Annotated in this window: 22 protein-coding genes and 1 riboswitch; of the genes, 10 read left to right on the top strand and 12 right to left on the bottom strand. The window is 71.9% G+C overall.

What is annotated here, in order from left to right; genetic code table 11:
• Window positions 1–21: 21 nt before the first annotated feature.
• The 3 genes from ABD785_RS14690 to ABD785_RS14680 form a co-directional block, all read right to left on the bottom strand.
• Window positions 22–702, bottom strand: a complete 681-nt coding sequence (locus ABD785_RS14690; RefSeq protein WP_344827944.1) for a bactofilin family protein — start codon at window positions 700–702, stop codon at window positions 22–24.
• Window positions 703–756: 54 nt separating this feature from the next.
• A complete protein-coding gene (locus ABD785_RS14685) occupies window positions 757–954 on the bottom strand; it encodes a hypothetical protein (protein WP_344827939.1) in 198 nt (65 codons plus the stop codon).
• Between the two features lie 96 nt (window positions 955–1,050).
• Entirely contained in the window at window positions 1,051–2,214 is a 1,164-nt protein-coding gene (locus tag ABD785_RS14680) for an AAA family ATPase (RefSeq protein ID WP_344827936.1), read from the bottom strand.
• Between the two features lie 63 nt (window positions 2,215–2,277).
• Between ABD785_RS14680 and ABD785_RS14675 the strand changes: the two genes are divergently transcribed.
• Entirely contained in the window at window positions 2,278–3,882 is a 1,605-nt protein-coding gene (locus ABD785_RS14675; RefSeq protein ID WP_344827933.1) for a DHA2 family efflux MFS transporter permease subunit, read from the top strand.
• Between the two features lie 59 nt (window positions 3,883–3,941).
• A complete protein-coding gene (locus ABD785_RS14670; RefSeq protein ID WP_344827930.1) occupies window positions 3,942–5,303 on the top strand; it encodes an SPFH domain-containing protein in 1,362 nt (453 codons plus the stop codon).
• Here the strand turns inward: ABD785_RS14670 and ABD785_RS14665 are convergent, their stop codons facing one another.
• Window positions 5,304–6,089 (bottom strand): DUF1206 domain-containing protein, encoded by a 786-nt coding sequence (locus tag ABD785_RS14665; protein WP_344827927.1) that lies wholly within the window; start codon window positions 6,087–6,089, stop codon window positions 5,304–5,306.
• A 74-nt stretch (window positions 6,090–6,163) separates the two neighbouring features.
• The gene (locus tag ABD785_RS14660) at window positions 6,164–7,081 is read right to left on the bottom strand and encodes an anti-sigma factor RsbA family regulatory protein (protein ID WP_344827924.1); all 918 of its coding nucleotides are present in this window, start codon (window positions 7,079–7,081) and stop codon (window positions 6,164–6,166) included.
• A gap of 135 nt (window positions 7,082–7,216) precedes the next feature.
• Here ABD785_RS14660 and ABD785_RS14655 point away from each other — a divergent pair, with 135 nt between their 5' ends.
• A complete protein-coding gene (locus tag ABD785_RS14655; protein WP_344827920.1) occupies window positions 7,217–7,558 on the top strand; it encodes an STAS domain-containing protein in 342 nt (113 codons plus the stop codon).
• A gap of 2 nt (window positions 7,559–7,560) precedes the next feature.
• On the opposite strand, the gene ABD785_RS14650 is transcribed toward ABD785_RS14655, so the two are convergent.
• Both ABD785_RS14650 and cobN read right to left on the bottom strand, forming a co-directional pair.
• Window positions 7,561–8,670 carry an MBL fold metallo-hydrolase gene (locus tag ABD785_RS14650; protein ID WP_344827917.1) on the bottom strand — a complete coding sequence of 370 codons (1,110 nt, stop codon included), beginning with the start codon at window positions 8,668–8,670 and terminating at the stop codon, window positions 7,561–7,563.
• A gap of 64 nt (window positions 8,671–8,734) precedes the next feature.
• Window positions 8,735–12,310 carry a cobaltochelatase subunit CobN gene (cobN, locus tag ABD785_RS14645; RefSeq protein ID WP_344827914.1) on the bottom strand — a complete coding sequence of 1,192 codons (3,576 nt, stop codon included), beginning with the start codon at window positions 12,308–12,310 and terminating at the stop codon, window positions 8,735–8,737.
• Between the two features lie 60 nt (window positions 12,311–12,370).
• A riboswitch (cobalamin riboswitch) is annotated at window positions 12,371–12,431 on the bottom strand.
• Window positions 12,432–12,497: 66 nt separating this feature from the next.
• On the opposite strand from cobN, the gene ABD785_RS14640 reads away from it, so the two are divergent.
• Genes ABD785_RS14640 through ABD785_RS14630 form a run of 3 tightly spaced genes read left to right on the top strand, consistent with a single transcriptional unit; the run spans window position 12,498 to window position 15,879 of the window.
• Window positions 12,498–13,751 (top strand): precorrin-3B synthase, encoded by a 1,254-nt coding sequence (locus ABD785_RS14640; protein WP_344827911.1) that lies wholly within the window; start codon window positions 12,498–12,500, stop codon window positions 13,749–13,751.
• Entirely contained in the window at window positions 13,751–14,368 is a 618-nt protein-coding gene (locus ABD785_RS14635; protein WP_425547768.1) for a precorrin-8X methylmutase, read from the top strand. Before ABD785_RS14640 ends, ABD785_RS14635 begins: the two co-directional genes overlap by 1 nt.
• On the top strand, window positions 14,365–15,879 hold the full coding sequence (locus ABD785_RS14630) for a precorrin-2 C(20)-methyltransferase (protein ID WP_344827903.1): 1,515 nt from the start codon (window positions 14,365–14,367) through the stop codon (window positions 15,877–15,879). The genes ABD785_RS14635 and ABD785_RS14630 overlap by 4 nt, the downstream gene beginning before the upstream one ends.
• A 60-nt stretch (window positions 15,880–15,939) precedes the next feature.
• Here ABD785_RS14630 and ABD785_RS14625 read toward each other — a convergent pair whose 3' ends face one another.
• Window positions 15,940–16,695 (bottom strand): cobalt-precorrin-6A reductase, encoded by a 756-nt coding sequence (locus ABD785_RS14625; protein ID WP_344827898.1) that lies wholly within the window; start codon window positions 16,693–16,695, stop codon window positions 15,940–15,942.
• Here ABD785_RS14625 and ABD785_RS14620 point away from each other — a divergent pair.
• Window positions 16,694–18,310: a cobalt-precorrin-5B (C(1))-methyltransferase gene (locus tag ABD785_RS14620; protein WP_344827893.1), complete on the top strand. Its 1,617-nt coding sequence runs from the start codon at window positions 16,694–16,696 to the stop codon at window positions 18,308–18,310. The two genes, ABD785_RS14625 and ABD785_RS14620, sit on opposite strands and share 2 nt — an antisense overlap.
• 40 nt (window positions 18,311–18,350) lie before the next feature.
• On the opposite strand, the gene cobM is transcribed toward ABD785_RS14620, so the two are convergent.
• Window positions 18,351–19,094, bottom strand: coding sequence for a precorrin-4 C(11)-methyltransferase (cobM, locus tag ABD785_RS14615; protein WP_344827890.1), 744 nt, complete (start codon window positions 19,092–19,094; stop codon window positions 18,351–18,353).
• Between the two features lie 37 nt (window positions 19,095–19,131).
• Window positions 19,132–19,506: a PPOX class F420-dependent oxidoreductase gene (locus ABD785_RS14610; RefSeq protein WP_344827885.1), complete on the bottom strand. Its 375-nt coding sequence runs from the start codon at window positions 19,504–19,506 to the stop codon at window positions 19,132–19,134.
• A gap of 187 nt (window positions 19,507–19,693) precedes the next feature.
• Between ABD785_RS14610 and ABD785_RS14605 the strand changes: the two genes are divergently transcribed.
• Complete coding sequence (locus ABD785_RS14605; RefSeq protein WP_344827881.1) at window positions 19,694–20,170, top strand: hypothetical protein; 477 nt, start codon at window positions 19,694–19,696, stop codon at window positions 20,168–20,170.
• A 713-nt stretch (window positions 20,171–20,883) separates the two neighbouring features.
• On the opposite strand, the gene def is transcribed toward ABD785_RS14605, so the two are convergent.
• On the bottom strand, window positions 20,884–21,417 hold the full coding sequence (gene def / locus ABD785_RS14600) for a peptide deformylase (RefSeq protein WP_344827876.1): 534 nt from the start codon (window positions 21,415–21,417) through the stop codon (window positions 20,884–20,886).
• 116 nt (window positions 21,418–21,533) lie between these two features.
• Here def and ABD785_RS14595 point away from each other — a divergent pair, with 116 nt between their 5' ends.
• Window positions 21,534–22,097, top strand: coding sequence for an RNA polymerase sigma factor (locus ABD785_RS14595; protein ID WP_344827873.1), 564 nt, complete (start codon window positions 21,534–21,536; stop codon window positions 22,095–22,097).
• Window positions 22,098–22,275: 178 nt separating this feature from the next.
• Here ABD785_RS14595 and ABD785_RS14590 read toward each other — a convergent pair whose 3' ends face one another.
• Complete coding sequence (locus ABD785_RS14590; RefSeq protein WP_344827868.1) at window positions 22,276–22,398, bottom strand: hypothetical protein; 123 nt, start codon at window positions 22,396–22,398, stop codon at window positions 22,276–22,278.
• 369 nt (window positions 22,399–22,767) lie between these two features.
• On the opposite strand from ABD785_RS14590, the gene ABD785_RS14585 reads away from it, so the two are divergent.
• On the top strand, window positions 22,768–23,094 hold the full coding sequence (locus ABD785_RS14585; protein WP_344827863.1) for a hypothetical protein: 327 nt from the start codon (window positions 22,768–22,770) through the stop codon (window positions 23,092–23,094).
• The last annotated feature ends 155 nt before the right edge of the window (window positions 23,095–23,249 follow it).

Here is a 23,249-nt window from a genome sequence, read left to right as displayed (position 1 = left end):
GAGATCAGGGCCGGTTGAGGATCAGACCCTGATGAGGGGCTGACCGTCGATGACGCGTTCGCGGAGGGTGGCGCCGCGGACGCCGATCTCGGTGAAGTCGCGTTCGCCGGGGTCGGCGGTGACGAGGAGCTCGGGGACGAGGAGGTCGGCGAGGGGAGCGGCGGGCGCGGGGTCGACGACCCGGCCGATGGGGGCGTCGGAGAGGTCGAGGTAGCCGGGGGTGAGGGCCCTGCCTTGCAGGGTGCCGCCGATCAGGTCGGGGCAGAACTCGTTCCAGAAGATCGCGACGGTGGCCCGCAGATCGCCGTGGATCATCACGAGCTTGTCGGTCATGTCGCCGACGAAGGCGTCTGCGGTCACGTCGCCCATGACGATCAGCTTGATGTCGCCCTCGAGGTAGACGTTCCTGGCCCGCAGGTCACCCAGGACGATCAGCGCGGCGGCGCCGTCGTCGATGTCGACCAGGTCTCCGTCGACGGACAGATCACCGTCGACGATGTACCCGGTCGCACCGTCCGGGGTGTCCCCAGCAGCCCACGGCGTCCGCTCGTGGTCGTCCATCGGGAGCTCCCCGCTCACCGCGGCCGGGCCGGACACGAGGATGTAGTCCTCCTCGTACAGGTTCCGGTACGTGCTCTCCGGCACTCCCCGCGCCTCGAAGAGGGTGACCGCGTCATTCCAGGCAAGGTAACTGGTTGGCATGCGCGGGACCGTAGCAGCCGCCACCGACCGAACCGGCGCGGATGCGAACATCCTTCAGCGCCGGGAGGCGCCCGTTCCGGCCGGGATCCGCTTCTCGCGTTCGGCCCTCCTGGCGGCGGCCCGGTCCGCCTCGATGCGGAGTTCGAGCTTGCTGGGGTGGGCGTAGTGCCAGACGGGAAGGATCGCCGCGACGAGGATCGCGATGACGATGGCCATGAGGCAGAGGATCATGCCTGCGGGTATCTCGACCATGAGACTCCTCTTTTCTCCGGTATCAGGGGGAGTGTCGCCGGAATTCCGCCTGGCCAGCCACCCGAACATGCCCTTATTCGGCAAAACCGGTGGAAATCAGCGCTTGGGCCAGTGCCACAGCGGTTCCTCCAGGGGGAGCTGGTCGCGGAGCCGGGTCTCGCCGTGGTCCTTGTACAGCTCTAGGACCCCGTGATCGGGGTCCTTCGCCAGCGCCTCCACCAGGCGCGGGGCATGGGTGACCACGACGATCTGGGTCCGGCCCGCCGCGACCGCGATCAGGTCGGCCAGCGCCTCCAGCAGGTCGGGATGCAGGCTCGTCTCGGGTTCGTTCAGGACCAGCAGCTCGGGCGGCCTGGGGGTGAGCAGGGCCGCGCACCACAGCAGGTAGCGCAGGGTCCCGTCGGAGAGCTCGGGCGCGAGCAGCGGCCGGAGCATCCCCGGCTGCCGCAGGCCCACCTGGAACCGGCCGCCCTCGATCGCGATCTCCAGCCGGCATCCCGGGAAGCCGCGCTCGACGGCCCGGCCGAGCGCGGTGTGATCACCGATCTCCGCGATGGTCTCCAAAGCGGCCGCCACGTCCGAGCCGTCCGCGCTCATCACCGGGGTCCGCGTGCCGACCTGCGGAACCCGGGCGGGGGCGCCGGAGTCGGTCCGCACATGGTCGTAGAACCGCCACGACCGCATCTGCTCGCGCAGGTCCAGCAGATCCGGCGCGCGCTGCGGATCGGAGACCTCGCTGAGCATCGAGTCGAACGGCTGCAGGCCCGTGTGCGCCCGGTACCACTGCCCGCCCCGCTCCCTGACCTGGACCACCTGGCCGTGCCGCTGGGCCAGGAGCGCCGCGGGACGCAGCACGGGCCCGCTCCAGGACGCCTCGACCTTGATCAGCGGATCGAGGGCGAACACGGAGTCGCCGGGTGCGGGCAGCCCGAGATCCATCGCGTAGCCGAACGTGTCGCCGGAGAAACCGAGCCTGAGGCTGACCGGATTCTTCCGGACGGTCCCCTGGAGGGGCCGCTCGCCCCTCCGCACCGCCCCGCCGATCACCTCGGGCCCGGCCCAGAGCGTCGAGGCGAGCCCGCCCTCCCGTGCCAGGGCCGCCACCGAGCCGTTCCGCGAGGAGTCGGCCAGCAGCCGCAGCGCCCGGTACAGGCTGGACTTCCCGCTCCCGTTGGCCCCCGTGACGACGTTCAGCCGCCCCAGCGGCAGCACGAGATGGCGCAGCGACCGGTAGTTCTCCACGGCCAGAGTCCGGATCATGTGTTTCACACTAGGGGCGGCCCCCGGGACGCCGATTAGGGGACGTAGGCGTATCGTAATGCCGTGACCTCCCTGATACGACGCTGGCACGGCAACCCGTGGGCGATCCTCATCACCCTGTCCCTCGGGTTCTTCATGACCCTGCTCGACCTCACGATCGTGAACATCGCGGTCCCGAGCATGTCCGAGCACCTCGACGCGGGCATCGACGAGGTGCTCTGGGTCATCAACGGCTACGTCCTGATCCTGGCCGTCATGCTGATCACGACGGGCCGCCTCGGCGACATGCGCGGCCAGCGCAAGATGTTCATGCTCGGAGTCGCGGTCTTCACCGTCGCCTCCCTGCTCTGCGGGCTCTCCCAGGAGGCCTGGCAGCTGATCGCCGCCCGGGTCCTCCAGGGCGGCGGCGCGGCGCTGCTGATGCCGCAGACGATGGCACTGATCATCGCGACGTTCCCGGCCGAGCGGCGCGGGGCGGCGATGGGTGTGTGGGGCTCGGTCGCGGGCCTGTCCACGGTCGCGGGGCCGACCCTCGGCGGGCTGCTCGTCACGGCCTTCGACTGGCGCTGGATCTTCTTCGTCAACGTGCCGATCGGCGTGCTCGTGCTGGTCATGGCGTGGGCGTTCATCCCCGACGTCCGGCACAACCGCCAGCACAAGCTCGACTGGACCGGCGTGGCCCTGGTGACGGTCGCGCTGTTCTTCCTCGCCTTCGCCCTCACCGAGGGCCAGCGCTACGAGTGGAACGGCTGGATCCTGGCCTCGCTGGCGCTTTCCGCGGTGGTGTTCGCCGCCTTCGTCCTCCAGCAGCGCTCCCGCCAGGACAACGAGCCGCTCGTCCCGTTCTCCCTGTTCCGGCAGCGCAACTTCACCGTCCTCAGCATGGTCGGGCTCGCGGTGTCGATCGGCATGATCGGGCTGTTCCTGCCGATCTCGATCTACCTCCAGTCGGTGCTGGGCTTCTCGGCCATCAAGGCGGGCCTGGTGCTGGCGCCGTCGTCGCTGGTGTCGATGTTCGTCGCGCCGTTCGCGGGCAAGCTGTCGGACAAGCTCGGCGGCCGCAACATCCTGATCTTCGGCATGACGGTCTACGCGGTCGCCATGGCCTGGCTGCTCGCCGTCTTCTCCGTCGACGCCGACTGGACCGCGTTCCTCGGCCCCTTCCTCGTCTCCGGACTCGGCATCGGCTGCGTGTTCGCCCCGATGGCCACCGAGGCGATGCGGGGCGTCGCCCCCGCCCAGGCCGGTGCGGCCTCCGGGGTGAACAACACGATCCGCCAGATCGGCTCCGTGCTCGGCGGGACGGTCGCCGGCGCGATCCTGCAGAGCCAGATGGCCGCGAGCCTCGCCGAAGAGGCCCAGAAGCGGGCCGGAGCCCTGCCCGAGCAGGTCAGGCAGCCGTTCGTCGCCGGGATCAAGGACGCCGCGAAGGGCGGGCTGGAGATCGGCGGGCAGCGGACCGCCGAGGCGCCCGCGGGAGTCCCCGCCGACGTCGCCGCCCAGATCCAGAAGATCGGGCACGACGTGTTCACCCACGCCTTCGTGACGGCCGTGCGGCCGACCATGCTGTTCCCGATCATCGTGATGCTGGTCGGCGCCGCGGCATGCCTGCTCGTCCGCGACTCGGGCGCCAAGTCCGTCCAGCCGGCCGAGAAGGTGGCCCCCTAGACGGAACCGATCATGTCCCGGGGGTGTCACACACCTTGAGAGAACCCCCGGGAGGCGACATGGCCAAAGAGGCCGGCAACACCTATCTCGAACAGGTCGTCGCGCAGCAGGCGATGCTGGAGGGCGACCTGCGCGCCCGTCCCGCGGCGCCCGCGATGGCCCCGGCGCCCGGCGGCGCGCCCGACGCCTTCGCCAAGCGCGGCAGGGCGCTGGGCGTGGCGCCCGCGCCCGTCCCCAACGCGGTCGACGTGCGCGTCAGCGGGTTCTGGCGGTGGAAGACCGTGCTGGTCCCGCCGAACGCGTTCGTCGTGCACACCCGCAGGGGCCGCGCCGAGCCGCTGCACCTCGGCCTCGGGGTGTCGTTCCGCTTCAACCCCGCGACCGACACCTTCCTGGTCGTGCCGGGCGCGACCCAGACGATCCTGATCAACGCCTACTGCATCTGCCGCGAGCTCCAGGGCGTGCTCGTCCAGGGATACGTGCAGTGGATCATCCAGGACTTCGGGACCGCCTACCGCAAGCTGGACTTCAGCGACGCCGACGACCCGATGCGCCTGGTCAACCTCCAGCTGAAGGAGCAGGCCGAGGCCGCCATCAAGGACAAGGTCGCGACGCTCGGCGTCCACGACGTCCTGTCGGACAAGCAGCCGATCATCGAGGAGCTGACCGCACGGCTGAGGGCCGTCGCGGACGGTCTCGGCGTCGGGATCGTCACCGTGCAGATCAAGGAGGCCGTGGTCAGCTCGTCGCGGCTGTGGGAGAACCTGCAGAAGCCCTACCGCTCGGAGCAGGCCCGCATCGCCCGTCTGGCGGAGCTGGAGGCCGAGGAGGTGATCTCGGAGAAGGAGATGACCGCCGCCCGGCTCAAGGAGACCCGCCGGATCGAGCACGCCCGCGAGCTGACCGAGCTGAAGCAGACCAACGACGCCCGGCTGTTCGACGTCGAGTCCGCGGAGTCGGCCCGGCGCTTCGACGCCGAGACCGGTGAGTCGGGCCGCCGCTTCGACACCGAGGCGGCCGAGGCGAGCCGCCGGTTCGACACCGAGACGGCGGAGAAGCTGCGGCGGCACGACGTCGAGCTCGAGACGTCCCGGCTGGCGGGCGAGCTGGAGGCCCAGGAGCAGCTCGCCAGGATCGAGCTGGAGGTGACGAAGGCGCGCGGCGCGCACGACGTGACGCTGCTGACCCTGGAACGCGACCGGATCCGTGCCGAGATCGCCAACGAGCGCAGCCCGGCCAGTCTCCAGGCCGAGCTGATCAGGACGCTGCCGGAGATCGTCGCGAAGCTGCCCAAGCCCGACGAGCTGCGGACCGTCAACCTCACCGGGAACGACCGCACCACGCTCGCCGGGCTGGCCGCCGAGCTCGGTGCGGTCGTGCACGCCATCAAGGACGTCACCGGGGACGACGCGCCCCGCTGATCAGCCCGGATTGTTGCCCGGGGTGACCTGGCGCCACTTCGCCTCGCAGGCGGAGTAGACGCCGAACGTCACGAGGCCGAGGGCGACGGCGACCAGCAGCCAGGGTCCGGCCGGGGTCGTGGCGAACTCGCGCAGGGTTCCGTCCACGCCCTCGGCCTTGTCCGGGTCGAAGGAGATGCCCGCGTAGGCGAGGAAGACGCCGGCGGTGCCGTAGACGAGGGCGCGGGCGGTCCGGCCGGTCATGCCGAGCTTCTCGACGACCTCGCGGGCGTGCCCGGTGACCGTCAGCTTCTCCATGAACTTCTTCTTCGCCAGCGCCCGCCAGGCCATCCCGATCCCGACACCGACCAGGACGAGCCCGGCCAGCAGCACCAGCCACCGGCCGCCGGGCACGTCGTGCATGGCCCGGCCGGTCAGGTCCTTCGACTTCTCGTCGCTGGACTCCTTCTCGCGCGCGCCGATCGTGAACAGCAGCGTCGTCACGAAGAAACCGATGTAGAAGACGCCGCGCCCCAGCGACAGCAGCCGCTTGGACGGCTTGTGCCCACCGGGCCCGGCGGCGCCGAAGGCCGCCTCGGCCAGCCGCCACAGAGCCAGCCCCGCCAGCCCGACCACGATCAGCCACAGCAGGACGATGCCGCCGGGCTTCTCGGCCAGCGTCTGGACGGCGCCCGAGCTGTCGGCCTCCTTCTCACCCGATCCGAAGGCGATCTGCAAGGCGATGATCCCCACCAGCACGTAGAGCAGCCCGCGGGCCGCGAGCCCGGTCCGTGCGAGCCCCGTCATCCATCGGCTCTGCGCCGCTTCTCTTGTTTCCTGCTGGGCGTCCATGGGCCCCGGAGTTCCCCTGGCACAAGAGGTCAAACGCGGCGGAAATAGGCGCGCGTGGTCGTGCCCGCGGGGCCGGTGTGGGTGCGCACGAGGTCGGCGATCAGATTGACCATCAGCACGCCGCGGCCGCCGCGGACCGAGTCGCCCGCCGGTCTCCTGCCGACCAGCGGATCGGTCATGCGGCCCTGGTCGGAGACCTCGCAGACGACCTGGCCGTAGTGCCGCCAGATCCGCACGACACCGGAGCCGCCGCCGTGGTGCACGGAGTTGGCGGCGAGCTCGTTGACCACCAGTTCGGCGTCTCCGGCCCGGTCACGGCCGAGCCCCGCCCGGAGGGTCTCGGCGACGGTGAACTCGCGGACCAGCGGAAGGGCCGCCTCGTCGAAGGGGAGGACCCGGACGGTGCCCACAGGCTCGGGCAGCGGCGTGTTGTAGTCGGCGACGAGCCGCTCGGGGGCGAAGCGATCGCTCTTGCGCTCACCGTCGGCGTCCCACAGCACGGGATGGGAGACCGCGGCGTCGGCCAGCGCGCGGCGGCCGAGCCGGGACGCGTCGTAGGGGCACATGATCGCGATGCTGCGGCCCGCGAAGGCCAGGTTGATCAGGGCCTCGTGCTGGGCGCAGGCCGGGTACTCGGTCTCCGTCCTGCCGGGCCAGATCGGCTCGCCGATGATGTGCGGCGTCGCGTGGGGGTGGGCGTCGGCGAAGGCGCTCAGGACACCGGGGAGGATCCGGCCGGGATTGCGGCCCGCCTCCCGCATGTCGATCATCTTCACGGAGCCGGCCGCGGAGCCGAGCCCGGCGCGGATCTCCTCCAGGCGCGGCCCGGGGACCGCGACGGCCACCGGCTGCCCGGCGGAGAGCCCCGCGTGCACGAACGCCGTGGCGCCCGCGAGGTACTCCTCGGGCGTGCGGTAGAAGAACGCCGGATGCCGGAAGTCAGACATGATCACAGGGATCGGCCGGCTGTGCGATCACGATCCTTCCTCCACTAATCTGTTCCCGTTGCGTACCGGTCTTTCAGATTACGGTAGTGGTACCCGTGCGGGTTCACCTGACGGAGAGCTTTGGGGGGATGTCCGGTGCCGGATTTCTCGTTCTCGTTCGCCGAGACCGAAGGGCAGACCGTCATCGCTGTGCACGGTGATCTCGACTCCGTCAGCCATGTGGCCCTCGACGATGCCCTGGAGGAGTCCGTCGCCGACGACGCCCGGGTGATCATGGATCTGGCCGGGCTGACCTTCCTCGACTCCCGCGGCCTGGGCACCCTGGTGGCCCTGTGGCGCCGCCTCGAACGCGGCGGCGGTGCCCTCGTCCTGGCAGGAGCCCGCTACAACGCCGCCCGCGCCCTCTGGGTGACCGGCCTGGCCGACCGCTTCACGATGGTCGACGACCTTCCCGCGGCCCTGGCCCTCCAGGGCTGACCCTAGGCGAGCTCCTCCCACCAGCCGTCCGGCTTGGGCGGTGCGGCGACCTCGACGCGCTCGCCCGGCCGGGGGATCGCGACCGTGACCCCGCGGGCCTCGGCGTCCTCCAGCAGGCGGCGGGCGGGCTCGGCCCACGGGTGCATGGCCAGCACGAAGGTCGCCCAGTGCACGGGGACCAGCAGCCCGCCGCGCAGGTCGAGATGGGCCGTGACGGCCTCCTCCGGCGTCATGTGGATGTCGGACCAGGCGTCGCTGTAGGCGCCGACCTGCATCAGGGTCAGGTCGAACGGCCCGTGCTGCTCCCCGATCCGCGCGTAGCCGTCGAAGTAGCCGGAGTCGCCGGTGTAGAAGACCTTCGTCTCGGGTCTGCCCGGCTCCGTACCGGTCGCGACCACGAACGAGCACCACAGCGTGGGATTGCGCTTCAGGCCGCGGCCGGAGAAGTGATAGGACGGCGTGGCGGTGATCTTGAGCCCGGCGACGACGGCGTGCTCGTCCCAGTCGAGTTCGACGATCCGCCCGGCCGGCACGCCCCACTTCTCCAGATGCGCCCCGACGCCCAGCGGGACCACGAACGGGGCGTCCTGGGTCTGGAGGAGGGTCCGGACGGACGGCAGGTCGAGATGGTCGTAGTGGTCGTGGGAGATCGCGATGACGTCGAGGCGGGGCAGGTCCTCGGCCCGGACCGGCACCGGGTGGACCCGCTTGGGCCCGACGATCCCGCTCGGCGAGACCCGGTCGGAGAAGACGGGGTCGAACAGCACCCGGCGGCCGTCGATCTCGACGACGGAGGTGCCGTGGCCGAGCCAGTGCACGCTCAGCTCCGCCGGATCCGACGCGTCCGCCGCCGGGGCGGCGAACTCGGGGGTGCGCAGGGGCACCGGCCGGAGCGGCTGCCGCTGCTCGCGCCGGAGGAACTCGCCCGGCACCAGCCCCGGCCGCGCCTTGTTGGGGCTGACCCCCTGGTTGTGGAAGGTCCCGTCGCGATAGTGCGGGGAGCGCTTGACCCTGTCGCCAGGGGAGAGGGCGCCGAGTGCGGGCAGGACGTCGCGGAACGCCCAGGCCGCGGCGGCGGTGGCCGCCGCGAGGCCGATGCGGATCTTCGTCACGGTATCGACACTAACCGACATCGGCCCCGGTCATCCCGGCGTTGGTGAGCTGTTGATCACTTGATCACCCGGTGCCCGCCTCGAGATCTCCCTCGGTTTCGAGGAAGGCCTGCTGGACGCCGGAGAGCACCTCGGGGTCGGGGTTCTCCCACATGCCGCGTCCGGCCGCCTCCAGCAGGCGTTCGGCGATGCCGTGCAGGGCCCACGGGTTGGACTCGGTGAGAAAGGCCCGGTTCTCCTCGTCCAGGACGTAGGTCCGGCCGAGCGTGTCGTACATCCAGTCGGCGACCACGCCGGTCGTGGCGTCGTAGCCGAACAGGTAGTCGACGGTCGCCGCCAGCTCGAAGGCGCCCTTGTAGCCGTGGCGGCGCATCGCGGCGAGCCAGCGCGGGTTGACGACCCTGGCCCGGAAGATCCGGCTGGTCTCCTCGGTCAGGGAGCGGGTGCGGATGGCGTCGGGACGGGTGGAGTCGCCGATGTAGGCGGTGGGCGCCTTGCCGGTCAGGGCCTTGATCGTGGCGATCATGCCGCCGTGGTACTGGAAGTAGTCATCGGAGTCGGCGATGTCGTGTTCGCGGGTGTCGACGTTCTTGGCGGCGACGGTGATCCGGCGGTAGGCGTTCTCCATGTCGCCGCGGGCGGGCATCCCGTCCAGGCCGCGGCCGTAGGCGAAACCGCCCCAGACCGCGTAGACCTCGGCGAGATCCTGCTCGTCGCGCCAGTTGCGGCTGTCGATGAGCGGCAGGATGCCCGCGCCGTAGGAGCCGGGCTTCGAGCCGAAGACGCGCAGGGTGGCGCGGCGCCGGTCGCCGTGGTCGGCGAGGTCGCCCGTCACGTGCGCCCTGACGAAGTTCGAGGTGTCCGGTTCGTCGAGTTCCGCGACCAGCCGGACGGCGTCGTCGAGCATCGCCACGACATGGGGGAAGGCGTCCCGGAAGAAGCCGCTGATGCGGACGGTCACGTCGACGCGGGGCCGGCCCAGCTCGTCCAGGGGGACGGGTTCGAGGCCGGTGACCCGGCGGGAGGCGTCGTCCCAGACCGGCCGGACGCCCAGCAGCGCCAGGACCTCGGCGATGTCGTCGCCCGAGGTGCGCATCGCGCTGGTGCCCCAGATCGACAGGCCGACGCTGCGGGGGAACTCGCCGTGCTCGGCCCGGTAGCGCTCCAGCAGCGAGTCCGCCATCGCCTGGCCGGTCGCCCAGGCGAGCCTGCTCGGGATCGCCTTCGGGTCGACGGAGTAGAAGTTGCGGCCCGTCGGGAGCACGTTGATCAGGCCGCGCAGCGGGGAGCCGCTCGGGCCCGCCGGCACATAGCCGCCGGCGAGGGCGTGCAGCGTGTGCTTCATCTCGTCGGTGGTCCGCTCCAGGCGGGGGACCACCTCGGTGGCAGCGAACCGGAGGATCGCCGTGACCTGGGCGTCGTCGTGGCCGAGGACGTCGCGGACGACGGCGGCGGCCTCCTCGCCGGCGGGCCAGCCGATGGCGTCCATGGCCGCGACCAAGGCGCGGGCGGTCGTCTCCGCTGCGTCGGTGGCCTCGCGGGAGGCGGTGCCGTCCTCGGCGAGTCCGAGGGCCTCGCGCAGGCCGGGCAGGGAGTGCTCGCCCGCCCAGAGCTGCCGGGCGCGGAGCATGGCCAGGACCAGGTCGACGCGGGCCTCGCCCAGCGGGGGCTCGCCGAGGACGTGGAGGCCGTCGCGGATCTGGACGTCCTTGACCTCACAGAGCCAGCCGTCGACGTGCAGGATCAGGTCGTCGAACTCGGCGTCGTGCGGGCGGTCCTCCAGGCCCAGGTCGTGGTCGAGCTTGGCGGCCTGGATGAGCGTCCAGATCTGGGCGCGGATCGCGGGCAGCTTGGCCGGGTCCATCGCGGCGATGCTCGCGTGCTCGTCCAGGAGCTGTTCCAGCCGGGCGATGTCGCCGTAGGACTCCGCGCGGGCCATCGGCGGCACGAGATGGTCGACCAGGGTGGCGTGGGCGCGGCGCTTGGCCTGCGTGCCCTCGCCCGGGTCGTTGACCAGGAACGGGTAGATGAGGGGGAGGTCGCCGAGCGCGGCGTCCGGGCCGCAGCCGGCCGACAGCCCCGCGCCCTTGCCCGGCAGCCATTCGAGGTTGCCGTGCTTGCCGACGTGGACGACGGCGTCGGCGCGGAAGGTGTCCTGGAGCCAGCGGTAGGCGGCCAGGTAGTGGTGGCTGGGGGGAAGGTCGGGGTCGTGGTAGATCGCGACGGGGTTGTCGCCGAAGCCGCGCGGGGGCTGCACCATGACCACGACGTTGCCCGCCTCGAGCGCGGCGAGCACGATGTCGCCGCCGTCGACGAACAGCTCGCCGGGGGCCGCCCCCCAGTGCCGTTCGACGCCCTCGCGCAGGTCGTCGGGGAGGGTCTTGAAGAACTCCGTGTAGGCGGCGCCGTCGATCCGGACGGGGTTGGCGGCGAGCTGCTCCTCGGTGAGCCAGTCGGGATCCTGGCCGCCCGCGGCGATGAGGGCGTGCATCAGGGCGTCGCCGTCCTGGTCGGCGACCCCGGGCAGGTCGTCGAAGCGGTAGCCCGCCTCCCGCATCGCCCTGAGCAGGCGGACGACGCTGCGGGGCGTGTCGAGGCCGACGGCGTTGCCGATGCGGGAGTGCTTGGTCGGATAGGCCGACAGCATGATCGCCACACGCTTGTCCGCCGGGGCCACATGGCGGAGAGCGCCGTGCCTGCACGCGATCCCGGCGACGCGGCGGGCCCGCTCCTCGTCGGCGACGTAGACCGTCAGGCCGTCCTCGTCGACCTCCTTGAACGAGAACGGCACGGTGATGATCCGGCCGTCGAACTCGGGGATCGCGACCTGGGAGGCGGCGTCGAGCGGGGTCAGGCCGTCGTCGTTGGCCTCCCAGTCGGCGCGGCTGCTGGTCAGGCAGAGGCCCTGGAGGATCGGGACGTCGAGGGCGGCGAGCGCGCCGACGTCCCAGAGCTCGTCCTCGCCGCCGGCGCCGACCGCGCCTGGGCGGGTGCCGCCCGCGGCGAGGACCGTCACGACCAGCGCGTCGGCGGTGCCGAGGAGCTCGAGGAGATCGGCGGGCGCCTGGCGGAGCGAGGCGCAGAAGACGGGCAGGGCCCGGCCGCCGTGGTGCTCGATCGCCGCGCAGAGCGTCTCGGCGAAGGCGGTGTTCCCCGCGACGTGGTGGGCGCGGTAGTAGAGCACGGCGACCGTCGGGCCGTCGGTCGCGGCCGCCTCCCGGTCGAGGACGCCCCAGGCCGGAGCGGCCTGCGGCCCGGCGAAGCCGTATCCGGTCAGCAGGACCGTGTCGGACAGGAACTTGTGGAGTTCGCCCAGGTTCGCGGCGCCGCCGTGGGCGAGATAGGCGTGCGCCTCGGCGACCACGCCCTTCGGGACGGTCGACAGCTCCATCAGCTCGGCGTCGGCGGCCTGCTCGCCGCCCAGGACCACCACCGGGACACCGGTCGCGAGGAGCGCGTCGAGGCCCTCCTGCCAGGCGCGCCTGCCACCGAGCAGCCGGACCACGGCCAGGTCGACGCCGCCGGTCTCGGCGCGGTCCATCCGGGCGGGATTGCCGAGGCGGTAGGCCGCGCCGCTGGCCCGGGCGCTCAGGAGGTCGGTGTCGGACGTCGACAGCAGCAGGATGACGGGTTCGCGCACGACGGCGGTTCCTCCCCGGGGTCCGCGCCCCGATCAGTCGGATGGTTGGACGGCCGGTTCGTTCCTGGCTTCCCTCGCGGGTTCACAGTTGCGGGACAGCGCCGGATTCCCACCGGCTTCCTCCCCGATCGTCGCGGTGAGACTATCGGTTTCTTCCCAGATGCGAGGAAGTGGCATCATCAGCCGAATGCCGACCGACCGCAGCCGACCCGACGCCTGCCCCGGCGCCCTCCAGCTGCACCAGGCCGCTGACGGCGCCCTGGCACGCGTCCGGCTGCCCGGCGGGGCGATCGGAGGAGACCAGATCGCGGCCCTCGCGGAGGCGGCGCGGGACCTCGGCTCGGGGATGATCGAGCTTACTTCGCGAGGGAATCTGCAGGTCAGAGGGCTGCGGGACGGCTGCTCCGATGAGCTGGCCGAGCGGCTCTCGGCGGCGGGACTGCTGCCTTCGCGGACGCATGAGCGGGCCCGGAACATCATGGCCTCGCCGTTGTCCGGGCTCGACGGGCTGGGGGCCGCGGACGTGCGGTCGCTGGTCCCGGCGCTCGACGAGGGGCTGTGCGCGCGGCCGGTTCTGGCTGGGTTGTCGGGGCGGTTCCTGTTCGCGCTCGACGACGGGCGGGGGGACGTGGTGCCGCGGTTCCGGGCGGATCTCGGGGCCAGGGCGGTATCCGGGGATCGGTATGAGGTTCTCGTGGCGGGGCGGGGCCGGGTCACCGGGGTGGGCGGGGGAGAGGTCGTCGCGGCGCTGCTCGCGGGGGCCGGGGCGTTTCTCGCCCTGCGGGAGCGGGGCGGGTCCGAGGCGTGGCGGATCGCCGAGCTGGACGGTGCCGTCCCGGCGGTGGTGGCCGCGGTGCGGGGGGTTCTCGGCGGAGACGAAGACCGGGGAAGACCCGATGTGGCGGCATCGCCGAAGAGCGTCGAAGAGGGTTCGGGCGGGGTGCGGGCCGGTGTGGCCGGACGGCGGACGAGCGGCGGGCGGGAGCTCGTCGCGGTCGCCGCGGATGCCTCGCTCGGGCGCATGAGCGCCGGCCAGGCGCTGGTCCTGGCGCGGTTCGCGCGGATCGTCGTGACACCGTGGCGCGGGATCGTGGTGCCGGACGTGCCCGGAGGCGAGGCCGCCGCGCTGCTGGCCGAGCTGGCCGCCGCGGGTTTCGCCGTCGACCCGGAATCGGTGCTCGCCGGGGTGACCGCCTGCACGGGACGGCCGGGCTGCGCGAAGGCGCTCGGCGACGTTCAGCGGGACGCTCCCGCCCTCGTCGTCACCGGCGGGGGAGCGGTGCACCTGTCGGGCTGCGAACGGCGGTGCGGCAAGCCCTCCGGACGGTTCGTGGATGTCGTGGCCGCCATGGGCGGTGGCTACCGGGTCGGCGGGGGAGCGGTACTGTCCCGGCGCGAGGAGATCGGCGCCGCCGTCGCGGCGGCCAGGGAAGGGTTGTGATGGAGTACATCCGGGACGGGGCCGAGATCTACCGGAGGTCGTTCGCGACGATCCGGTCGGAGGCGCGGCTGGACGGGCTGCCCGACGACGTGGCGCGGGTGATCGTCCGGATGATCCACACCTGCGGGATGGTCGACCTCGTGCCGGACGTCGCCTGGTCGCCCGGCGCGGTCGCCTCGGGACGGGCCGCCCTGCTCGGCGGCGCGCCGGTGCTGTGCGACGCCACCATGGTCGCCTCCGGGATCACCCGGCGGCGGCTGCCCGCGCGGAACCCGATCGTCTGCACCCTCGACGACCCCGCCGTGCCGGAACTGGCCGGAAAGCTCGCCACGACGCGCAGCGCCGCGGCGCTCGACCTGTGGCGCGACCGCCTCGACGGCGCCGTCGTCGCCATCGGCAACGCCCCGACGGCCCTGTTCCGGCTGCTCGAACTGGTCGCCGAGGGCGCGGGACGCCCCGCGCTGGTGATCGGCGTCCCGGTCGGCTTCATCGGCGCAGCCGAGTCCAAGCAGGCGCTGGCCGACAGCGACCTCCCCCACCTGGTGGTGCACGGACGGCGCGGCGGCAGCGCCATGGCCGTGGCCGCCGTCAACGCGATCGCTAGCGAGGAAGAGTGACGGGCAAGCTGTACGGCGTCGGGCTGGGACCCGGCGACCCCGAACTGGTGACGGTCAAGGCGGCGCGGATCATCGGCGAGGCCGGCGTCATCGCCTACCACTCGGCGCGGCACGGGCGGAGCATCGCACGCTCGATCGCGGCCCCCTACCTGCGCGAGGGGCAGATCGAAGAACTCCTCATGTACCCGATCACCACCGAGACGACCGACCATCCCGGTGGATACCGGGGCGCACTGGACGACTTCTATGCCGACTGCGCGTCCCGGCTGGCGGCCCATCTCGACGCGGGCCGTGACGTCGTCGTCCTCGCCGAGGGCGACCCGCTCTTCTACGGCTCCTACATGCACATGCACAAGCGGCTGGCCGGCCGGTACGAGGCCGAGGTCGTCCCCGGCGTCACCTCGGTGTCCGGCGCCTCGGCCGCGCTGGCCCGGCCCCTGGTCGAGGCCGAGGAGGTCCTGACGGTCCTGCCCGGAACCCTCCCCGAGGAGGTCCTGGCGGCACACCTCGGCTCCGCGGACGCCGCCGCGGTCCTCAAGCTGGGCCGCACCTTCCCCAAGGTCCGTGCCGCGCTGGAGTCCGCGGGCCGCCTCGACGAGGCCTGGTACGTGGAACGCGCCAGCACGGGAGACGAGCGCGTCCTCCCGCTGAAGGACGTCGACCCTGCCTCGGCCCCCTACTTCTCGCTCGCCCTGATCCCCAGCCCCCTCAACGCCCCCGCCGCCCGGCAGGCCCCGGCCGACGAGGCCACGGTGGACGCGGCGGGTCCCGGCGAGGTCGTCGTGGTCGGCCTCGGCCCGGCCGGACGCCCCTGGCTGACCCCCGAGGCCCAGGAGGCCCTGACGGCCGCCGACACCCTGATCGGCTACGGCCCCTACCTGGCGAGAGTCCCGGAGAACCCGCGGCAGCGACGCTTCCCGACCGACAACCGGGTCGAGGCCGAACGCGCCGCCCACGCCTTGGACCTGGCCAAGGAGGGCGCCCGGGTCGCCGTGGTGTCCTCGGGCGACCCGGGCGTCTTCGCGATGGCCAGCGCGGTGCTGGAGGTGGCCGCCGAACCCCGCTACGCCGAGGTCGGCGTCCGCGTCCTGCCCGGCCTGACCGCGGCCCAGGCCGTGGCCAGCCGTGTCGGAGCCCCCCTGGGCCACGACTTCTGCATCCTGTCCCTGTCCGACATCCTCAAGCCCTGGGACGTCGTCGCCGCCCGCATCACCGCCGCGGCCTCCGCCGACATGGTCGTCGCCCTCTACAACCCCGCCTCGAAGTCCCGCCTCTGGCAGGTCGACGCCGCCCGCAAGCTGTTCCTGGAGCACCGCGCCCCCACGACCCCGGTCGTGCTCGGCCGCGACGTCGGCGGCCCTGCCGAGCAGGTCACCGTCACCACCCTGGCCGACCTCGACCCCACCCAGGTGGACATGCGGACTCTCCTCATCATCGGCTCCTCCACCACCCGCGCCCTCCACCGCCACGGCCGCCCCCTCGTCTACACCCCCCGCCGCTACCCCGCCTGACCCCCGGTACCTCCACGGCGATTCCGCGAAGGCGCAGGCCAGGCACCGGGCGGCCGTCTGTCAGACGTCCCGTGCGCTGGTCCGCTCGAGGACCCAGGCGGCCGCTTCCTCGGCGGTCCCGACGCAGGGAACGCCGGGAGGAACGGGCGGCCGCCGGACGATCACGACCGGGATGCCGAGCCGACGCGCTGCATCGAGCTTCGCCGAGGTCATCGGCCCTCCGCTGTCCTTGGTGACCAGCACGTCGATGGCGTTGTCGCGCATGAGCCGCAGCTCGTCCTCGACCTCGAACGGACCCCGATCGAGCACCACCCGAAGCTCCCCGGGCACCGCCCCAGCGGGCGGATCCACCGAGCGCGCGAGAAACCACACCCCGTCCACCCCGGCGAACTCCCCGATGCTCTGCCGCCCGGTCGTCAGGAACGCCCGCCTCCCCACCGACGGCAGCACCCGAGCGGCCTCACCCACGCTGCCGACCCAGTGCCACACGTCCCCCTCCCTCTCCGTCCACCCGGCCCTGCGAAGCACGACCAGCGGCACCCCGGCCTCCCGCGCGGCCTCGGCCGCCGAGGCGCTCATCCCGGCCGCGAACGGATGAGTGGCATCGACGACCATCCCGATCCCCTCCTCCACCAGCCACGACACCAGCCCCCGAACCCCACCGAACCCCCCGACACGCACCTCCCCGACAGGCAAGGCCGGTTGCGCCACCCGCCCGGCGAGAGAGGAGACTGTCCGCAACCCCTCCACCGACTCCAGCAGCCCAGCCAGCCTCCGCCCCTCACCGGTCCCACCCAACACAAGTACGGATCCCATGCCACCCACCCTTCCACCCGACCCCACCCCACCGCCCACCACCGCGCCCACCCCCTCCCGCCCCCTGCGCTACGGCTGGACCACCGGTGCCTGCGCCACCGCAGCCGCCAAGGCCGCCTACACGGCCCTCCTCACCGGCGACTTCCCCGACCCGGTCCGGATCCACCTCCCCAAGAACCACCAGCCCGCCTTCGCCCTGACCCGAGAACACCTGACCCCCGCCCACCCCGCCCCCACCTCCCCAACGACCACGGGGTCCGCAGACACTGCGCCGGAGGGCGTCGCGTCCGCGGGGCAGGCGCCGGAGGAGACCGGTCACCCGGGCCTCGAGCCCGCGAGCACCGGCTCCGGGAGCATCGAGCGTGTGGCGACCGAGCGTGTGGCGACCGAGCGCGCGAGAACCGAGCACGTGACGACCGAGCACGTGACGACCGAGCGGGTGGCGACCGAGCGCGTGACGACCGGACCTGTGGACATCGAGTCCTCGGGCGTCGGGCCTGCGGAGGGCGATGCTCCGGCAGAGCCAGGAAGCGGGTCGGCGAGCGGGGGAGAGCGGGTGGCAGGGGCGGGCGAAGGAGCTCCGGGGGCTCCGTCGTTCTCGGCTCGGGACTCCGCTCACGGGGCGGGAGGCGCGTCGTCGGACACCGACGAGAACGGGCGAACCGCGCAGGCGGATTCTCCGGGAGGCGGGACGGCGGGCCTCGGCGAATGGGAATCGGCGATGGCGGGGGTCGTCAAGGACGCCGGCGACGACCCGGACGTGACCCACGGGGCTCTGGTGATGGCGACGGTGCGGAGAGGCGAGCCCGGGAGCGGCGTCACCTTCCGGGCCGGGCCGGGGGTCGGGACGGTCACGAAGCCGGGACTGCCCTTGGCGGTAGGCGAGCCCGCGATCAACCCGGTACCGCGCAGGATGATGCGCGAGCACATCGAGGAGGTCGCCGCACTCTACGGTGACCCCGGCGACGTCGTCATCGAGATCTCCATCGAGAACGGCGAAGAGCTGGCGCGGCACACATGGAACCCGCGCCTGGGCATCCTCGGCGGCCTTTCCGTGCTCGGCACCACCGGAGTGGTCGTCCCGTACTCGTGCTCCGCGTGGATCGACAGCATCCGCCGGGGCATCGACGTGGCACGCGCCGCGGGCCACACCCACGTCGCCGGATGCACGGGCAGCACATCAGAGCTCGTCGCGAAGAACCTCTACGACCTCCCCGACGACGCCCTGCTCGACATGGGCGACTTCGCCGGCGCCGTCCTCAAGTACCTACGGCGGCACCCCGTTCCCCGCCTCACGATCGCCGGTGGCGTGGGCAAACTGGCCAAACTCGCCGACGGACATCTCGACCTCCACTCCGGTCGCTCCCAGGTGAACAAGGATTTCCTCGCCACCCTGGCGATGGAAGCAGGTGCCACCGACACTCTCGCCACCGAGATCCGCACCGCCAACACGGCCCTGGCCGCCCTGCACCTCAGCCAGGCCGCCGGCGTCCCCCTGGCCGACAGGATCGCCGCCCACGCCCGCCGCACGGCCGAACACGTCCTCCGCGAGGCCCCGGTCACCGTCGACGTCATCGTCATCGACCGCGCCGGAACGATAGTCGGCCGCGCCTGACCCCCTGTGACGCGCGCCCTGCCGACTGTCGTGGGCGGGCTCAGGTGCGGCAGCGTTCGTTCGAGTAGAGGTGGCTGTCGGGGAAATCGTGGGCGGTGAGGACCCGGCCGACGATGATGACCGCTGTGCGCTTGATGCCTGCGGCGCCGACCTGGGCGGGCAGGGTGGCGAGCGTCCCGCGCAGGACCGTCTCCTCCGCGCGGCTGGCATGGGCGACGACGGCCGCGGGGCAGTCGTCGCCGTAGTGCGGCAGTAGTTCCTCGACGACGGCGTTGATCCGCTGGACCGCCAGATGCAGGACGATCGTGGCGCCGCTGCGGCCGAGGGTCGCGAGGTCCTCGCCCTCCGGCATGGGCGTCGCGCGGGCGGACGTCCTGGTGAGGATCACCGTCTGACCGACCCCCGGAACGGTCAGCTCCCGCTTCAGAGCGGCCGCCGCCGCGGCGAACGCGGGAACACCCGGCACGACCTCATAGGGAATCCCGGACGCCTCCAGCCTGCGCATCTGCTCCGCCATCGCGCTGAAGATCGACGGATCTCCGGAATGAAGCCGCGCCACGTCGAGACCGGCCTCGTGCGCCGCGACGAGCTCGGCGATGATCTGGTCGAGGGTGAGATCCGCCGTGTCGACCTTCCGTGCCCCGGGCGGGCACGCGTCGAGGAGCTCGACCGGGACCAGCGCCCCCGCGTACAGGCACACCGGCGAGCGCTCGATGATCCGCAGTGCCCGGATGGTGACGAGATCGGCCGCTCCGGGCCCGGCGCCGATGAAATGTACCGTCATGTCCCCTCCGGGTCAGCGACATGTTCGTTCCGCAAGCTCATCGCACGGTCCCCAGCAGCCGATCGACCTTGATCTCGATGACGACCCGGTTCGGGTTCACCCGCGGCTCCCGGTAGCGCTCGGTGTAGCGCCGGACCGCCTCGGCGACGGAGCCCGGATCATCGCGGACGGTCGCAGGCCCCTCGAGCGTCGACCACCGTGCCCCGTCCACCTGGCAGACCGCGACATAGGCCCCGGGCCGGCGCGCATGCTTGGCCTTCTGCGATCCGCCGTCGCAGATCACCCGGGCGATCCCGGCCTCGGCGTCCAGCGTGACGCCCACGGGCACCACGTGCGGCGTCCCGTCGGCCCTGATCGTCGTGATCGTGCACAGATGACGCTCCCGCCAGAACGCCAGCAGCTCCTCGCCCACTTCGCCTGCCTCTCTAGAAGTCGATCACGGCACAGTTTTCCGCAGCATCCCCGGATCGCCTAACTGACCTGCGGCAAGCCCGTCCTCCACGCCCGGACGGAAGTTGTCCACAGATTGGAGCCCGGCCCGTTCCCAGGGCTTCCGGACCGACACGATGAAGGTCCCTGCGGACCTTTCAGGAGGCGGAATGCGTGCCAACAACTTCGGAATCGACGTCCGGACGCTGCAGCGGGTGCTCGCGGTCCTACGCACGGAGGGAGAGTTCCGCCCGCCCGAACGCGATGCCGCCTTCCTCGTCGGACGCCTGCTCGCGACCGTGGAGCTCGCGGCGGGTTCGGGGGGCCGCAGCCGCGACTGGGCCTCCTTCGACGAGGGCTACCGCTCGGCCCTCGACCCCGCCGAGCCCCCCGTCGTCGCGCTGAAACGGCTGATGCGCACGGCCCGCCAGCTCACCGACATGCCGGGCAGCGCGGCCCGAGGCGCCGCCACCGGCCTCATCGCCACATCATCGATCCTCTTCGCCGAAGTCCTGCTCCACGACGACGCCGCGCCCCTCAACGCGGCCCTCGACCAGCTCGTAGAAGCCCGAGCCCTCTTCAACCGAACCCTGGAGCTCCTCGACAACCTGGAACGCATGCTCACCGAAGCCGTTCCCCCGGGTTGACCCCGCCCCGGACCACAGATCATCGCCCGCACCGCACCACCGCCGCATGATCACGGCAACCGGACACCCGCTCCCACCCTCACGAACCGTCCGGCCCAGCGTGCTGACGGCCCTGCCGCACGAACATCGCCTCCTCCCAAGATGTACGGATCTCCGGCAGTCCGTGGAAGGCCGGCCAGGGCATGTCCGAAACGGGTGAGTGATCGCGGAGTTCGGCGGATCACCGTGGCTCAGCGGGACGGCCAGGTGATCCGCCACACCGATCACACCGTTCCCGACGCACTCCCTGTCCGTCCGCCCCTCATGGTCAGGTGTCCTCGGGCACGGTGCTGTGGTTCCGGCGACCGATCATCAGGTGCCGGGGAGCCAGCGCGAGGGCGGCGTCGGTGGACGCTGCGGCTGCGCGAGTGGAGCGTGCGAGGACGGTCCGACGTCCTGCGCGAGCGCATCGGGTCCGGAGACGCGAGTGGAGGAGGCGAGGACGGTGCGGTGGCGAAGAGGCGAGGCGGTGAGGCTCGCGTGTCGGTTCAGGATCCGAGGGCGCGGTCGAGGTCTGCCGTGAGTCCGGACTCGGGCTGGGACGGTAGCGGCGGCGAGGGCGCGCGCCGACGTCAGAAGCGATGTCGCGTCGACGGTTTGAGGAAGGTGCGACCTTCGGGGAAAGCCGCGCTCGTCCCCCGAACGGGTGGGCTCGGGGGACGGTGGCCGGGTGGTCAGCTTTCGGCGTCGGCCTTGGCCTTGAGGGCCTCGTACTCCTTGAGGACCTGCTTGCGGGCCTTGGAGGTGAGGCGGTCGACATAGAGCTTGCCGTTGAGGTGGTCGGTCTCGTGCTGGAAGCAGCGCGCCAGCTGGCCGGTGCCGTGCAGCGAGATCGGGTTGCCCTCGAGGTCGAAGCCGTTGCAATGTACGTGGTCGACCCTGGCGACGTCGGCGTAGGGGCCGGGGACCGACAGGCAGCCCTCGGAGTCGTTGTCGAGGGTGCGGTTGCGGTCGGGGTACTCGACCGTCGGGTTCACCACGACGCCCTTGTGCTGCTCGCCGTCCTCGTCCGTGCAGTCATAGACGAAGATCCGCAGGTCGACGCCGATCTGGTTGGCGGCCAGGCCGACGCCGTTCGCCGCGTACATGCTCGCGAACATGTCGTCCGCCAGTTCCTTGAGGGCCGCGTCGAACTCGGTGACCTCCTTGAGAGACCGATGGAGCACCGGCTCCCCGATGAACGTGATCGGCCGCACAGTGCCCGACATGCCATTTCCTCCCAGAGACTCGATGGAGCCATGCTATTGCAGCCCGCACCCTCCTTTCCGCCTTCCGCAGGCCGCCGTCCCCTCCTCATCACGAACCGGTCTGGAACCTTTCGGCCGTGAGCGGTGTAGTAGATCCGGTGGCGGATGACGAGGAGCTGATCGCTCGGGCACGAAACGGTGATCTCGAGGCCTACGGGGCCTTGATCGCCAGGTTCACCGCGCCCGCACACCGCCTGGCCGTGCTGCTCGGAGCCGGTGCCGACGCCGACGACGTGGTCCAGGAAGCCTTTGTCAAAGCTCATGGGAGCCTGAACCGCTTCCGTCCCGGTGCCCCGTTCCGTCCCTGGCTGCTGCGGATCGTCGCGAACGAGGCCAAGAACACGGTCAGATCAAGGGGGCGCCGCGAAAGCCTGGCACTCCGCGTGCCGGAACAGCGCGTCGCCCCCGACGACCCCGAAGCCGAGATCATCGCCGCCGAGCGTCGCAAGACCCTCCTCACCGAGATAGAGAAACTGCCCGAACGAGAACGTCAGGTCCTGCTCTGCCGCTACTTCCTGGACCTGTCCGAAGCCGAGACCGCCGAGATCCTCGCCTGCCCCCGAGGCTCGGTGAAGTCCCGCACGTCCCGAGGCCTCACCCGCCTCCGCAACGCCCTGGGAGAGGAGGCCCACCGTGGATGACCCCCTGGAGTCCGAACTCCGCTCCCTCTCCGCCCACCTCAACGTCCCACCGCCCCCGAACCTGAACGCCGCGATCCTCGCGCGCCTGACCCCGGCCCGAAACGAAGATCACCCCAGCCAGGCCGAGCCATCGCACACCCTCAACCGGCTTTCCCCCGAAGCTGAAACGCCGCATCCATCAGGCACGAACCCCCCTGCCGAGCCTGCCGAGCCTGCCGAGCCTGCCGAGCCTGCCGAGCCTGCCGAGCCTGCCGAGCCTGCCGAGCCTGCCGAGCCTGCCGAGCCTGCCGAGCCTGCTCATGACCCGAACATGCCCCGCCCCGGTGGCAGTTCTGCGGGGCCCGCCCGTCGGCTGCGGGGTCGGAGGGGCAGGGCTTCGCGCCCGCCGGCCGGATCGCGTTCCCGCCCCGCTTGGCGGGCGAGAGGGAAGCGGACGGCCATCGCGCTGGTCGCCGTGCTCGCGCTCGCGATGGCGACTCCGCAAGGCAGGGCGACCGCGACGCAGTTCCTGCGGTTCGCCGGTGTGGAGTTCAGCAGCGAACCCGGTCCGGCTCCGAACGAGACCCCGAGCCTTCCGGGAGAGGTGCGAACCTCGCTCGATCAGGCCCGGCGTGCCGCGCGTTTCCCGATCCTGGTCCCCAGCGCTCTCGGAGCCCCGAAGGAGGTCACAGTGGCAGACGACGGACGTGTGGTGAGCCTCGGCTACGGCGACGTCCGCCTCGACGAGTTCGACGGACGCGTCAACGAGATCTTCTTCCAGAAGTTCCTGCACGCGGACACCAGGACCTACCGCTCCGCCAAGGTCGACGACACCGACGCGATCTGGATCAAAGGCCCCCACGAGATCTGGTACATCGACCACCAGGGCCTGGAGCAGTCGGCCTCCGCCCATCTCTCCGGCAACACCCTCATCTGGCAGTCGGGCCCCACCGCCCTCCGCCTGGAAGGCGTCCCCACCCTCCCCGAAGCACTCCGCATCGCCGAGTCCACCCGCTGACCCGATTACAGGGAACAGACCACAGGGCAACGGACAACAGCAGCCTGTTGGCGACGGGCGACGGGCGACGGGCGACGGGCGACGGGCGACGGGCGACGGGCGACGGGCGACGGGCGACGGGCGACGGGCGACGGGCGACGGGCGACGGGCGACCT

This window comes from Actinocorallia longicatena (genome assembly GCF_039534125.1).
GTDB classification, from domain to species: Bacteria; Actinomycetota; Actinomycetes; order Streptosporangiales; family Streptosporangiaceae; genus Actinocorallia; species Actinocorallia longicatena.
The sequence above is the reverse complement of the archived record's forward strand: the minus strand, read 5'-3'. Positions and strand labels throughout refer to the sequence as shown.

What these genes read in the sequence shown, in the direction of transcription:
- ABD785_RS14640 (WP_344827911.1), top strand. Translation starts at nt 12,498, where the DNA reads ATGCCGACCGACCGCAGCCGACCCGACGCCTGCCCCGGCGCCCTCCAG.
- ABD785_RS14670 (WP_344827930.1), top strand. Translation starts at nt 3,942, where the DNA reads ATGGCCAAAGAGGCCGGCAACACCTATCTCGAACAGGTCGTCGCGCAG.
- ABD785_RS14625 (WP_344827898.1), bottom strand. Translation starts at nt 16,695, where the DNA reads ATGGGATCCGTACTTGTGTTGGGTGGGACCGGTGAGGGGCGGAGGCTG.
- ABD785_RS14685 (WP_344827939.1), bottom strand. Translation starts at nt 954, where the DNA reads ATGGTCGAGATACCCGCAGGCATGATCCTCTGCCTCATGGCCATCGTC.
- ABD785_RS14635 (WP_425547768.1), top strand. Translation starts at nt 13,751, where the DNA reads ATGGAGTACATCCGGGACGGGGCCGAGATCTACCGGAGGTCGTTCGCG.
- ABD785_RS14680 (WP_344827936.1), bottom strand. Translation starts at nt 2,214, where the DNA reads ATGATCCGGACTCTGGCCGTGGAGAACTACCGGTCGCTGCGCCATCTC.
- ABD785_RS14590 (WP_344827868.1), bottom strand. Translation starts at nt 22,398, where the DNA reads ATGAGCAGGCTCGGCAGGCTCGGCAGGCTCGGCAGGCTCGGCAGGCTC.
- def (WP_344827876.1), bottom strand. Translation starts at nt 21,417, where the DNA reads ATGTCGGGCACTGTGCGGCCGATCACGTTCATCGGGGAGCCGGTGCTC.
- ABD785_RS14605 (WP_344827881.1), top strand. Translation starts at nt 19,694, where the DNA reads ATGCGTGCCAACAACTTCGGAATCGACGTCCGGACGCTGCAGCGGGTG.
- ABD785_RS14620 (WP_344827893.1), top strand. Translation starts at nt 16,694, where the DNA reads ATGCCACCCACCCTTCCACCCGACCCCACCCCACCGCCCACCACCGCG.
- ABD785_RS14690 (WP_344827944.1), bottom strand. Translation starts at nt 702, where the DNA reads ATGCCAACCAGTTACCTTGCCTGGAATGACGCGGTCACCCTCTTCGAG.
- ABD785_RS14665 (WP_344827927.1), bottom strand. Translation starts at nt 6,089, where the DNA reads ATGACGGGGCTCGCACGGACCGGGCTCGCGGCCCGCGGGCTGCTCTAC.
- cobM (WP_344827890.1), bottom strand. Translation starts at nt 19,094, where the DNA reads ATGACGGTACATTTCATCGGCGCCGGGCCCGGAGCGGCCGATCTCGTC.
- ABD785_RS14660 (WP_344827924.1), bottom strand. Translation starts at nt 7,081, where the DNA reads ATGTCTGACTTCCGGCATCCGGCGTTCTTCTACCGCACGCCCGAGGAG.